Source organism: Pseudomonas sp. B7(2017) (assembly GCF_002112745.1).
Classification (GTDB): domain Bacteria; phylum Pseudomonadota; class Gammaproteobacteria; order Pseudomonadales; family Pseudomonadaceae; genus Aquipseudomonas; species Aquipseudomonas ekonensis.
The window spans coordinates 212,393-225,400 of sequence record NZ_NEIP01000010.1; the positions used below are offsets into that span (position 1 = coordinate 212,393).

7 protein-coding genes and 1 rRNA gene are annotated in these 13,008 nt (G+C 65.2%); 1 reads left to right on the forward strand and 7 read right to left on the reverse strand.

Features of this window, described 5'->3' with window-relative positions:
• Window positions 1-112 precede the first annotated feature (112 nt).
• On the forward strand, window positions 113-1,060 hold the full coding sequence (locus tag CAG29_RS19680) for a LysR family transcriptional regulator (protein ID WP_085578316.1): 948 nt from the start codon (window positions 113-115) through the stop codon (window positions 1,058-1,060).
• On the opposite strand, the gene CAG29_RS19685 is transcribed toward CAG29_RS19680, so the two are convergent.
• The 7 genes from CAG29_RS19685 to rrf all read right to left on the reverse strand — a co-directional run.
• A complete protein-coding gene (locus tag CAG29_RS19685) occupies window positions 1,057-1,509 on the reverse strand; it encodes an OmpA family protein (RefSeq protein ID WP_170929987.1) in 453 nt (150 codons plus the stop codon). The two genes, CAG29_RS19680 and CAG29_RS19685, sit on opposite strands and share 4 nt — an antisense overlap.
• A gap of 47 nt (window positions 1,510-1,556) precedes the next feature.
• The gene (locus CAG29_RS19690) at window positions 1,557-2,825 is read right to left on the reverse strand and encodes a diguanylate cyclase domain-containing protein (RefSeq protein ID WP_085695008.1); all 1,269 of its coding nucleotides are present in this window, start codon (window positions 2,823-2,825) and stop codon (window positions 1,557-1,559) included.
• Window positions 2,822-3,397, reverse strand: a complete 576-nt coding sequence (locus tag CAG29_RS19695) for a YfiR family protein (protein ID WP_085578310.1) — start codon at window positions 3,395-3,397, stop codon at window positions 2,822-2,824. Before CAG29_RS19695 ends, CAG29_RS19690 begins: the two co-directional genes overlap by 4 nt.
• A gap of 120 nt (window positions 3,398-3,517) precedes the next feature.
• Window positions 3,518-5,626 (reverse strand): exodeoxyribonuclease V subunit alpha, encoded by a 2,109-nt coding sequence (recD, locus tag CAG29_RS19700; RefSeq protein ID WP_085695009.1) that lies wholly within the window; start codon window positions 5,624-5,626, stop codon window positions 3,518-3,520.
• Complete coding sequence (gene recB / locus CAG29_RS19705; protein ID WP_085695010.1) at window positions 5,623-9,309, reverse strand: exodeoxyribonuclease V subunit beta; 3,687 nt, start codon at window positions 9,307-9,309, stop codon at window positions 5,623-5,625. Before recB ends, recD begins: the two co-directional genes overlap by 4 nt.
• Entirely contained in the window at window positions 9,306-12,758 is a 3,453-nt protein-coding gene (gene recC, locus CAG29_RS19710) for an exodeoxyribonuclease V subunit gamma (protein ID WP_085695011.1), read from the reverse strand. The genes recB and recC overlap by 4 nt, the downstream gene beginning before the upstream one ends.
• Window positions 12,759-12,911: 153 nt before the next feature.
• Window positions 12,912-13,008, reverse strand: a 5S ribosomal RNA gene (gene rrf, locus CAG29_RS19715); the annotation flags it as partial.

Below are 13,008 nucleotides of genomic sequence, written 5' to 3' on the forward strand. Positions count from 1 at the left end.
GGCGAAAGGTCCGCCTTGGAAGGAGGCGTGTGCCGCACATTGGTTGTCGGACCGTTTTTGGAGTATAGATGTGCAAACTTCTAATAAGAACGCACATATAAGCCCGTCCATCATGCAAAAAAACATCACCTCGCTGGGGTCGCTGAACTGGGACGACCTCAAGTTCTTCCTCGAAGTCGCCCGCACCCGCAAGGCCAGCACGGCAGCCAAGCGCCTGGCGGTGGACTACACCACCGTGTCGCGGCGCATCGGTTCGCTGGAGGCGGCGCTGGGCACCTTGCTGTTCGAGAAGTCGCGCACCAACGGCTTCGTGCTGACCGCCGAAGGCCAGCGCCTGCTCAGTTACGCCGAATCGATCGAAAGCACGCTGCACATGGCCTGCGAGCAGGTGTCCGGCTCCGGCGTCGCGCTGTCCGGCCATGTGCGCATGGGCTGCACCGAAGGCTTCGGCAGTTTTTTCATCACCCCGCAGTTGAGCCGTTTCGTCGATGACTATCCGGCGATCTCGGTGGACATCCTGCCGCTGCCGCACTTCATCAGCCTGTCCAAGCGCGAGGCGGACATCGTCATCGCCCTGGAGCGGCCGGAGCACGGGCCTTACGTGTGCTGCAAGCTCTGCGACTACCGCCTGCAGCTGTACGCGACCCAGGAATACCTCGACCAGCACCCGCCGATCCGCCGCCCCGCGGATCTGAGCCAGCACCGGTTCATCAGTTATGTGGACGACCTGGCGTTCAGCTCCGAGCTGCTCTACCTGGCCAATGTGCTGCCCGGCGCCAACGCGCACCTGCGCAGCACCAGCGTGATCGCCCAGTTCGTGGCGGCGCAGCAAGGGCGGTCGCTGGCGATCCTTCCGTGCTTCCTCGCCGCACAGGATCCACGCCTGCTGCCGGTGCTGCCGGAGGAAATCGACATCACCCGGCAGTTCTGGATGTACTGCCGGGAGGATCTTCGCAAGTTGAAGCGGATCACCCTGTTGTGGGATTACATCCGCGAAGTGACGGAGCGCAACCAGGCGCTGTTGATGGGGGAAAGCCGCGAGATGCGCTTTGCCGATTAGTCGGCGCTGACCACGATCGACACCCGGCGGTTTTCGTTGCGTCCGGTCGCGGTGGCGTTGGACGCCACCGGTTCGCTGCTGCCCAGTCCGCGCAGCTGGATGTTTTCTTCTTTCATGCCGACGGTTTTCAGAACCGTGCTGACGCTTTTGGCGCGGCGCAGGGAGAGTTGCTGGTTGTAGCCCTCCTTGCCCGAGGCGTCGGTATGGCCGTCCACCCGCACCCGCTCGATGCCGACGCCGGTCAGTGCCTTGCCGATGCGCTCGACGATCTCGGTGCTTTGCCGGTTCAGGCTGTCGTCATCGCTGCCGAACAGCACCTTGCCCGACAGGCCGAACTCCCAGCCGTCGTCGGTCAGCTCGAAGCCTTGCTGCTTGAGCACGGCGATCTGCTCCGGGGTCAGGCCTTTGGGCGGAACGGACTGGCAACCGGTCAGGGCCAGAACGGCCATCAGCAGCAAACTGGCAAACAATCGCAGGGGAAGTGAGAACACGGGATTCAGCTCCTGGTTTGAAGATTGACGACCGGATCCTCCGACCCGGCGGTGAACTGGGCGCCGCGGGACAGGCGCTTGGCCTGGTACATCGCCCCGTCGGCGGCATCGAGCAGCGCGCCGGGGGTGGCGCCATGATCGGGGTAGACCGCGATGCCGATGCTGAGCGACGTCACGACGCTGGTGTCGCCCGGCAATGCGATGGGCATGTCCATGCTGGCGAGGATCTTGTCGGCGATGCGCTCGGCGTCTTCGGTCTTGTGCAGGGGCGTGAGCAGGACAGCGAACTCGTCGCCGCCCAGGCGCGCCACCAGATCCTCTTCGCGCAACTGCGCCCGCACCCGGTTGGCCACCGCCACCAGCACCGCATCGCCGGCCGCGTGGCCGAAGTTGTCGTTGATGCTCTTGAACCGGTCGCTGTCGAGAAACAGCACCGCCACCCGCTCATGAAGCTTGTTGGCGCTGCGCAGGGCGCGGATCAAGCGGCCTTCGAAAAAGGCGCGGTTGGGCAATCCGGTGAGGCTGTCGTGGCTGGCCTGGTGGGCGAGGGTCTCGTTCTCGCTCTGCAGGTGCGTCTGCCACGACTCCAGCTCATCGAGCAGGGCATTGAAGTCGTTGCCCAGATTGTCGAGCTCGGCGATCCGCGCCGGCGGCACGCGCCGGTCCAGTGCCCGCTCGCTGCGGGCGGCGTGGGCGACGGCGGCGAGGCTGTGCAGCGGGCCGATGATCCCGCGCAACTGGCGGCGGGCCAGGTAGAGCGCGACCCAGGCGCTGATCGCCGTGCACAGGATGATGCCCGCCAGGCCGCTCAGCAAAAAGCGCATCAGGTTGCCGCCGTGGCCGGTGAGCAGAATGCGGCCGATCTCGCGGTTCTGATGCAGGATCGGCAAGTTGATGGGCTTTTCCAGAATGGTGCGGGCGAGCTGCATTTCCAGTTCGGAGATCAAGCCGTTTTCCGGGCGCTGCCAGCGGGCGAGCAACTGGCCTTCCTCGTCGATCACCTGAGCGTCCGCCACCTCTTCGGTCGAGGCGATCAGCGCCAGCGCCTCGGTGGCGGCCGCCTTGTCGTCGAACACCACAGCGGCTTCCACGGTGTAGCTGATCGAACGGGCGATCAAGTGCAGGTTATGGTCGGCGTAGACCCGCAGCGCCAGCACGCCCAACAGGGTCAGGGAAATGCTGGCCATCGCCACCGCGACCAGCGCGACGATCAGGTGGCCGCGGCCGATCACCGCGCCGAGGGCCGGACGCCCCATGGATCGTTTGCGCTTCATGGCACCGCCGACTTGCGTCGAGACAGCTGCAGCACGCTCGGATGGATGCGCACGCCGCTGCGGGCCACGGAATCGAGGTTGACCTCGAAGGACACCTGCTCGTCGCCGACCCGCAAGCAGAACAGACTGCCGACCGTGCACTGGTCGCCGCCCTCGCTGATGCTCAGCACCGGATGGCCGGTCAAGGAGGCGAACAGGCGACTGCGTTCTTCTGCCGTGAGTTTGCCGATGTACACCGCATCGCACTCGCCGGCGATGGCCGGGCTGTCGGCCAGCAGCCGGCGCACGACCACCGGACGTCCCGTGGCCTGCGTGGTGCCTTTGACCAGGTCATCGGTGTATTCGGTGGGGCCGACGATGCACAGACGCAATTGCGCCGGCTCGACCGGCCAGCGCGCATAGCTGAGGATGCCCAGGACCACCTGAGTGACCGACTTGGCCCGTTGCTCGGCCATGCCCGCCGGAGACTGCGGTTGGGCGACCGCCATGCCCGTCAGCAAACAGAGCAGGCCCACAAGCAACGCTTGCTTGCAGCCAACCACGCGCTCTGTGGCCCAGACAGCCAGCTTCATGCAGGGATTCTCTTGGATCGTCACAAAATGATGCCGCAACGATAGCACAGCGCAGGTACACCAGCGAGACGCCAGCCCCCTGACCGGTCGGTCAGTTCGCGCAGCCAAACGCCGCTGTCTTCACGCGCTGTGCCCGATCCCCTCCTCCAGTTCCAGCATCAGCCCGCTCAGTCGCTTGACCTTGCGTTGCACGGCCTCCTCGAACACGCCCTCTTGAGGTTCTATCAGGGTGAACCAATGCTTGGCCCGGGTGATGCCGGTGTAGATCAGCTCCTTGGTCAGCACCGGATTCAAGGCATCCGGCAGGATAAGGGCCGTGTGGGCGAACTCCGAGCCCTGGGACTTGTGCACGGTCATCGCGTAAACGGTCTCGACGTCGTTGAGCCGGCTTGGCAACACGAACCGCACGCCGCCGCGCCCGTCATTGCGCGGGAACGCCACCCGCAGCAGCGGCTTGCCCGCGTCGTCGCCGTCCTGCCCGGGCAACGACAACGCGATGCCGATGTCGCCGTTCATCAGCCCCAGCCCGTAATCGTTGCGGGTCATCAGCACCGGGCGCCCCTCGTACCACTGCTGGTCGCTTGGGATCAGGCGCGCCTTGAGCAAGGCCTCGGCGATGCGCAGGTTCAAGCCCTCGACGCCCCAAGGCCCCTTGCGCACGGCGCACAGCAGCTGGAAGGTGTCGAACGCCTGCAGGACTTCGCGCGCCCAGTCGGCCCATGCCGGCTGCTCCAGGGGCGTCCCCGCAGCCGGACGCCGATCGCGCAATACGTTCAGATAATGGCGATAGCCCTGGGGGCCCTCACCTCGCCCGTCGAGCACCAGGCGTTCCAGTTGATGGTGTTGCTCGTTCTTGAGCTGCAAGGCGAACACATCGCTATTGTTGCCGGCAGCGAGCACCCGTCGAGCCTCTTCCGGAATTTGCTGATTGACGCACCGTGCGAGCTGGCCGATGCCGCTGCCTTCGCCGAAACGCCGCGAGTGACGCAGCATCACCACCTGCTGGGCCAGCGGATACACCCCTTGGGTGTCCTCCTGAAGGCCGCTGTCCTGCAGGGACTCGCCGCTGACCGACTCCAGCCAGCACCGGGTCTCGGGGCTGTACCATCCGTTCTCGGCATCGCGGCACAGATCCCCCAGCACAGCCCCTGCCTCGACGGAGGCCAGCTGATCCTTGTCCCCCAGCAACACCAGCCGAGCCTGGGGCGGCAAGGCATCGAGCAGGTTGGCCATCATCTCCAGATCGATCATCGACGCCTCGTCGACCACCAGCACATCCAGCGGCAAGCGGTTGCCTGCATGGTGACGGAAGTGCCGGGTGCCGGGCCGGCTGCCGAGCAAACGGTGAACCGTGGTCACCTCCGTGGGGATCTTGTCCCGAACCGCTTCCGGAACTTTCAGCGATTGCACCTGCTGGCTGATGGACTCGGTCAAGCGCGCGGCCGCTTTGCCGGTGGGCGCGGCCAGACGGATCCGCAACGGCTGACCGGCCGTCACCGCCGGCGCCTGGAGCAAGGCCAACAGACGCACGACCGTCGTGGTCTTGCCGGTGCCGGGCCCTCCGGTGACGATGCTGAAGGCGCCCCGGACCGCCAAGGCACACGCCAGTTTCTGCCAGTCGACCACGGCGGATCCCTTCGCCGCGCCGAACAATCCATCGAGCTGCTGCGGCAGGTCGTCCGGGGTCGTTTCGGGCTGCGCGAGACGCAGGCGCAACGCGACATCGATGCGCCGCTCGTAGGACCAGTAACGCCGCAGGTACAGACGCTTGCCGGACAGCACCAGCGGACGCTGCAATGCCGCTACGGCCGTATCGGCCGCCAACGCCACCAGCGGGCTGCCGGCCAGCACCTTGCACCAGTGGGGCCCCTCGACCGTGGCGAGCAACTGCGACGGCAACAGCCGCGCGCCCGTCTGCACATCGCCTTCGGGCGGCAGCGACAGGGCGAAATCCGGTGCCTTGAGGGTTTCGAACACGTCCAGGCACACATGCCCGTGGCCAAGCTGGTGGCTGGTGAGCGCCGCGGCAAGCAGCACCAGCGGATCCCCCTCGGGCGCCAGCTCGTGAAGGAACGCCACAAATGCCTTGTCCAGTGCACGAAGCCAGCCGCGCTCGACCCAACGGGTCAGCAGGATCAGCAAGTCATCGGCACAGGTCAACGGTGCCAGGCCGGCCAGGCTGTCGGCGGCGAGCGGTGTGGGCAGCAGATCGGCGAACGTGCGGCTCATAGCAAGACTCCCTGTTCCCAGGCCGGTTCGCTTCTGGGTTCCGGTTTGCCCTGGAACATCCGGTCGAGGCGTTCGATCAGCTCCCGCGGCGGCCGAGTGAAGTATGCGCCCCGGCTGTTCGCCCGGCTGCCGCGCAGAAACAGGTACAGCGCACCGCCGACATGCCGGTCGTAGTCGTAATCCGCCAGACGGGCCTTGAGCTGGCGGTGAAGCGCCAACAGGTACAGGACATATTGCAGGTCGTAACGGTTGTCGAGCATCGATTGCTCCATCGCCTGATCGGTGTAGGCGGTGTCGTCGGCACCGAGCCAGTTGGACTTGTAGTCCGCCACGTAGTAACGGCCATCGTGTTCGAACGTCAGGTCGATGAACCCCTTGAACATACCGTTGAGCTGCACCTCTTCGGCGGCGGCCCGTGCCACGCCACGGTGGGTGAACTGGCGCACCAGGCCATCCAGCTTCGCCACGTCGACCTTGTGGCTGGCGAACCAGAACTCCATCTCCACCCGGTACTGGCGCAACCCTTCGAGCACCACCGGCGGCTGTTCGCCAACGGGCAGGGGCGACTTGAGCAGGTGCCGCAACCATTCGCTCAAGGTCACGATCCAGGACTCCCAGCCACGTCGGCTGCAACGCCTTGCGACCGCATCCTTCAGCGCGTCGCCGGACACGGCAAAACCTTCCTCGCCCGCCCACTCCAGAAGGCCGTGCAGGAACGTTCCCGGATTGGGGCCACGGGGGAAACGGTGGATATCGGCGCCTCCTTCGACGGTCTCCTGTGGCGCATCGGGGTCGAGGCGCTCATCGTCGAACAGCTTCTGCGCCTGCGGACTCTCGGGCGCTTCCTCCGGGCCATCGCTCAACACATCACTGATGCGCAAGGCGCTGTAGGACGCGATCCACCAGTTCTCGCTGGCTCTGCGTGCCGGCATCAACACCGGACGCAGCGTCGCGTCGTCGCCCGGAGGCTGGTAATGCTCGTCGGTCGCCAGGGGCATCGCCTCGAGACTGAGCGAGGAGTTGCCTTGCCGCAGATCCTCCAGCCACCGGGTCAATCCTGCGGACTCGGCCAACGGCGTACCGCCGCCCAACAGGTAACCCAATGCGGACAGGTGCAGCACCGAACCGTTGCTGTTGCCGCGTTTGAGATCCGTCACCCCCAGCCAGCAAGCATGCTGCGCACGGGTCAGCGCAACGTAGAGCAGGCGCAGATCCTCCGCCAGACGTTCGTCGTCCGCCAGGGCGACCAGCTCCGCCGTGGGCCTGAGGCTCACCTGCGCCTCGCCCTGTGCATCGTGGTAATGCAGCGGGAGACGGCTGCCGTCCACCGGTTTCGCCGAGCAGATGAACGGCAGAAAGACCAGCGGATACTCGAGCCCCTTGGATTTGTGGATGGTCACCACCTTGACCAGTTGCTCATCGCTTTCCAGGCGCAGGATCTGTTCCTCGCCCGCCTGCCCGGACAACACCAGATGCTCGGCCAGGTGCCGGATCAGCGCCTGTTCGCCGTCCAGTTCGGCGGCGGCCTGCTGCAGCAGCTCGGACAGATGCAGCAGGTTGGTCAGCACCCGCTCCCCGTCGCTGCGCGCCATCAATGTCTGCGGCAGACGGAAGTCGTGCAGCAGTCGCCGCAGCATGGGCAGCACGCCTTGCTTGCGCCAGAGTTCACGGTATCCGCGAAACTGCATCACCCGGTTTTCCCAGGCCCGTTCGTCACGGTTGAGGCGCTCCAGCTCCAGCAGCGGCAGGTTCAGCGTGACGCAGGCCAAGGCCGCCTTGAGCGAGCGTTCGACGTCCGGTTCGGCGCAGGCCTTAAGCCAACCGAGCAGGTCACGGGCCTCCTGGGCGGCGAAGACCGAGTCCTTGTCCGACAGGTAAACGCTGCGCACGCCGCGTTTCGCCAGTTCGTCGCGCACCGCCTTGGCCTCCTTGCCGTCGCGCACCAGGATCGCGATGTCCGCCGGCCTCAGCCCCCTGAATGCCTTGCCCTCTTGCGCGAAGCCCACTTGCCCGGTCTGCCCGCCATTGAGTCGGAACACGATCTCACTGGCGCAGGCCGCCGCGAACTGCTGGCGATAGACCACACCGGACAAGGGCTGATCGACGGACAACTGCCAGAGGTTGAGCGCAGCGACATCCTGCCCCGACACTTGCAGCCGCTCCGTTCGCCCCTGGGCCTTCACGGCCTGGAACGGCACCGGGTTGTCACCGTCCTTCTCCCGGAACAGAAACGCGCCTCGCCCTCCCTCCCGGGATTCGGCATGGTCGAACACATGGTTCACCGCATCGACCATGCCGTGGCTGGAGCGGAAGTTGGTGTCCAGCGTATGCCACCGGCCGGCGGTGGCCTGCCGGGCCCGCAGATAGGTGTGGATGTCGGCGCCGCGGAAGGCATAGATCGCCTGCTTGGGGTCGCCGATCATGAACAGCCCGGTCTCGGGATCGTTGTCCCCGATGCGGTAGATGCTGTCGAAGATCCGGTACTGCACCGGGTCGGTGTCCTGGAACTCGTCGATCAGGGCGACCGGGAACTGCTCACGGATCAGCGTGGCAAGGCGCTCTCCGCCGTCGGCACGCAATGCCGCGTCCAGGCGCAGCAACATGTCGTCGAAGCCCATCTCGGCCCGGCGGCGCTTCTCGGCCTCGAAGCGGGCACCGACCCATCCGGCGGCATGCACCAGCACGGCGGCATCAGGCGTGGGCAACGCGTCGAGGCTCGCCTTGAGCGTCAACATGGCCTCCAGCCCAGGATGGCTTGGAGGTACGCCTTTCCAGGCCTCGGCCATGCCATCGGGGGTGAGACGGGTGAACCCCGTGCCGATGTCGAGTTGTTCGAGCGCCTCGTCTTCGGCCCACGCCGTGAGCTTCTCGAACCACGGTTCGAAGTAGCGGGCCTGCATCTTGCGGCCGTCGACCGCTTTGCCCGCAACGCCCTCGTGGCAGATCGCAAGCAGCTCGGGGGCCCAACGCCGCCAAGGCGTTTTCAGCTCAAGCATCGCCGCTCGCCGTTGCTGCAGGCATTCTTCGATCAGTTCGGCCGGCGTCTTGCTCTCGTCGCCTTCATGGACGCTGGACAGCAGGCCCCGTATCCGCGGCAGCAAGGCCGCAGGCCCGCCCCAGTTGCTGCGCACCCAGTTCAGGGCATCGCCTTGCATCGGATAGCAGAACAGACGCCAGTAATCGCGCAGCACCTCGGCGAGCAGCTCTGTGTGGTCGGTCTCCAGCGTCTGGGTGAACAAGCTCCCGCTGTCGAAGGCATGCTCGCGCAGCATGCGCTGGCACCAACCGTGGATGGTCGACACGGCGGCCTCGTCCATCCACTGCGCGGCGACGTCCAGGCGACTGGCGCAGCCAGGCCAGCGCTGCGGATCGAACTGTCCGCGCAGGGCTTGGATCAAGGCGTCCGGCGCCGGCGTCTCGTCGCGGAAGAAGCGCGCGGCATCGGCCAGGCGGGTGCGGATCCGCTCACGCAATTCTTTGGTGGCGGCATCGGTGAAGGTCACCACGAGAATCTGCGGCGGCAGCAGCTCACGGCCGAAGCCTGACTGCTCGCCCCCATGGCCGAGGATCAGCCGCAGGTAAAGCGCAGAGATGGTGAAGGTCTTGCCGGTGCCGGCACTGGCTTCGATCAGCTGGCTGCCATGCAACGGAAAGGTCAGGGCCAGAGGCGTCTTTGCGGTCATGGACGGTTCCCCTCTTCGCTCAACGAACGCCAACCGGCCTCAAGCAATGGGCGATACAAGGCACCGCACCAATCCGGAAAGGTTTCGTCGGCCGCCAACGCATCGAAGTCAGCGAACTGACGGACGAGGGCCGGGCTTTCGCCTCGCTCGCCCTCGCTGGTCAGGCCGTCCCCTTCATAGGCCTTTCGGGCAGCGGCTTCGGCCTTGAGCGGATCGCTCTGGGTCAGCCACGCGAAAGCGGTCTTCACGGCGACGGGCAGCGGCTGACGCATCCCCGTCTGCCAGGCAAGCAGCATGTCTTCCAGGATTCGCCAGGCGCTGTCCGACGCGATGGGATCGAGCAGCAGCGAGTCATCGCTGGCCACCAGTGCGGTCGTCAAGGACACGCCGTTGGCACAGGCCAACACATGATTGACCCACGGTTTGGTCAGACGATGCCATTTGCGGTTCCTGACCGATCCGATGCCGTTGGGGATGGTGGTGACGGACAGAAGCCCGCCGTCCGCCCGCTGATGCAGTCCGCCAAGCCATCCCTCAAGGCGCAGCGCCTGCCATTCGAGACTGACCGGAATGGCGCCCGTCAGCGGCGTCGGCCACAAGGCCAGCAACTGCCCATAGCGTTGCAGCAGGTTCGGCAGCGGCTCGATCAACTCCCGCTGCAGGCACTCGCCGAACCCGGCCATCGGCAACAACCCGCTGTTCTGCAGACGACGGACCTGCGTCTCCAGCGCCGTTGCCGCGTCGTCCGGGTGCCCCAGTGCGGCTTCCAGCAGGTTGTCGCTCAGGGTGTAGCGTTGCAAGGCGTCCAGCACGAAAGGTTCTTCGTCCGCCAGTGGCGCCTGGGCAGATTCAAAATGGACCTTGAGCCTTTGGGTAAAGAAATGGCGAACCGGATTGCGCAGAAAGTCCTGCAGCAACGCCGGGCTCAGGGGCTCCTCCGGCACATGGGGCTCAAGCATCGGCGTGACGGCGCCGGGTTCCTGGCGCTCATGCAGAGTCCGCCATTCGCTGGCATAGCTGAACAGCGCTCGCCCTTCCTGAAAGTAGCGCGAACTGAATGGCTGCAGAGGATGTTCCTCGGTGAGGACGTGCACCAGGCTCTCGGCAGTGTCGCCCAGGTGCCAGCCGCTGGCGATATGGTCGCGCAACTGACCGATCAGCACGGAAGGAGGACGTTCGCTGTTGTCGCGAATGCTGCGTCCGACCCAACTGATGTAGAGCTGATGACGCGCGGACAGCAGGGCCTCGAGCAACAGGTAGCGGTCGTCTTCGCGTCGCGAACGGTCGCCCGGCCGGTAGTCGCTGCCCATCAGGTCGAAATCCAGGGGAGGCTGCGCCCGCGGATAGTCTCCGTCGTTCATGCCCAGCAGGCAAACGAGCTTGAAAGGAATGGCGCGCATCGGCATCAGTGTGCAGAAGTTCACGGCACCGGCGAGAAAGCGCTGGGACAAACGCCCCTGATCCAGCCCCGCCAGCCAGGCTTCCCGAACGACGGTCAGTGGCAGCTCGTCCTCCAGCCTCACAGCGTCGCAGGTTTCCAGCCAGGTCTCCCGCAGATCCTCGAGCTGGGTGATCAGGTACTCATCGTGTTCATCGCCGGCCTTGAAGAACACTTGCATCAAGGCCTGCAACCGGCGCCCCCACGCCTCAGGTCGCGCTGGCTGCATGAACTCCCGGTGGGCAAGCTCCAATGCATCCAGCAGGGCGACGAGGGGGCCGATCAGCGCAGCGTCCAGGCCGCCGATCTCATCGTAAGGCTCGATCTGTTCGTAGGCATCGGAATGTCCGACCGCGTAACCGAGCAGCATCCGGCGCAAACCGAAGCTCCAACTGTTTTGCTCGAGTTCGCCCGGAAGGCCCAGTCCGGCACGCTGCCGGGCGTTCAGGCCCCAACGTACTCCGGCACCTTCGATCCAGCGGTGCAAGGTGGGCAGATCACGCTCGTGCACCCCGAAACGCAAGCGCAAGGCCGGCACATCCAGCAGATCCAGGATCTCGCTGACCGGGAAGCGGCTGTCCGGCAGCTTGAGCAGATGCTCGACCGCGATCAGCAGCGGCTCGCGTCCGCGCTGGCCCTGGTCCGTCAATGTGAAAGGAATGAAACGCGGGTCGCGGCGGTCGAGCTGGCCGAACACCGCCCGGATGTGGGGCGCATAGCTGTCGACGTCAGGCACCATCACGATCACGTCGCGGGGACGCAAACCGGGGTCGGCACTGAAGCGGGCCAGCAACTGGTCGTGGAGAATCTCCACCTCACGCTGGGCACTATGGGCGACGTGAAAACGGATGGACTCGTCCTGCTCCGGAACAACGGCGGGCCAACGCTCACGCGTCTCATTGAGGGGGCGCAACTCGAGGATGTCGTCCTGCAATTGATTGAGCAGCGTATGGGGCTGCGTTTCGCTGAACAGGTCGATGCGCCCATCCCGAAAGGCCGCACGGTAGCTGTCGGGCTCATCATAGCTGTCGAGCAGGTTGATGTAGTCGCGCCCTTGCTTGCCCCAGGCGGCCAGCAGCGGATGGGCATGCTGATGCAGGGAATCCGGATCAAGGACCACGGGCATGCCGGTCTTGCGTGTCTGACGCTTGTACTGGTGCCGCAGCAGGTCCTTGTCAGCGACGATGTCGGCCCAGTGGTGCCGGCACGGGTTGTGGACACACAGCAGCACCTGACTGAAACGGGCCAGCCCTGCCAGCGCCTCCAGAACCTGGGCGGGCAGCGAAGAGATCCCGAAGACGATGACCCGGGGAGGTATGGCGGCAGGCGCGCTCTCAAGGTTGTTGATGCGCTCGATGAACCGTTGATGAACCCCCGCCCGACTCTGGGCCATGCCCTCTGCACCTACGTCGTCGAGCAGCGCACGCCAAAGCTCGGCTTGCCAGCAACTGGCCGGCGGCAGCGGTTTGATCTCGCCTCTGACGCTGCGCAGTTGATGACGGCCCTCGGCCCAGTCCTCGAGCCAGTCGGCACGGTACACCTGGTATTGGTCGAAGAGATCGGCGAGGCGCTCGGAAAGCTGATAGCGCTTACGCAAGTCGGTGTCACGGGTGAGGAATCGCTGAAGCGGCTCGAAGTGCGGTCGCTCGATGACCTGCGGCAGCAGACGCATCAACCGCCATGTCAACGGGGCCTTGTCGAGCAAGGACTTTGCCGGAATCTCGTCCCGCCCCAGCACCGTACGGTAGAGCTGCCACATGAAGCTGCCCGGCAATTGCACGTCGATGGCGGCGGCGATGCCGCAACCGCCCGAGTCATCCTCGCCGGGCTCCTCGGCCAGTGCCAGCTTCAGCCACTGGGCGATGCCGTTGCTTTGCACCAAAGCGATCTCATTCTCCAGGGGTGCCAGCGGATAACGCCGCATGACGCTCACCACCAGACTGCGCAGCTCGTCCAGGCTGTTGCTCTGAACAACCATGAATGCAGGGTTGAGGGACTGGGCGTCCGGCATGGAGGATTCCTTGGAGAAGAACAAAACCAGGGCAGAACATTAGCACTGTCGACTGATTGTGACAGCCGGACGGAGGCTGGGTGTGCTGTACGAACTTTCCTGCGGGCAAAACAAAACCCCAACCGCTTTCGCAGTTGGGGTTCCGGAATTTAATCTTGACGATGACCTACTCTCACATGGGGAAACCCCACACTACCATCGGCGATGCATCGTTTCACTTCTGAGTTCGGGATGGGATCAGGTGGTTCCA

What these genes read in the sequence shown, in the direction of transcription:
- CAG29_RS19680 (WP_085578316.1), top strand. Translation starts at nt 113, where the DNA reads ATGCAAAAAAACATCACCTCGCTGGGGTCGCTGAACTGGGACGACCTC.
- CAG29_RS19685 (WP_170929987.1), bottom strand. Translation starts at nt 1,509, where the DNA reads ATGGCCGTTCTGGCCCTGACCGGTTGCCAGTCCGTTCCGCCCAAAGGC.
- CAG29_RS19690 (WP_085695008.1), bottom strand. Translation starts at nt 2,825, where the DNA reads ATGAAGCGCAAACGATCCATGGGGCGTCCGGCCCTCGGCGCGGTGATC.
- CAG29_RS19695 (WP_085578310.1), bottom strand. Translation starts at nt 3,397, where the DNA reads ATGAAGCTGGCTGTCTGGGCCACAGAGCGCGTGGTTGGCTGCAAGCAA.
- recD (WP_085695009.1), bottom strand. Translation starts at nt 5,626, where the DNA reads ATGAGCCGCACGTTCGCCGATCTGCTGCCCACACCGCTCGCCGCCGAC.
- recB (WP_085695010.1), bottom strand. Translation starts at nt 9,309, where the DNA reads ATGACCGCAAAGACGCCTCTGGCCCTGACCTTTCCGTTGCATGGCAGC.
- recC (WP_085695011.1), bottom strand. Translation starts at nt 12,758, where the DNA reads ATGCCGGACGCCCAGTCCCTCAACCCTGCATTCATGGTTGTTCAGAGC.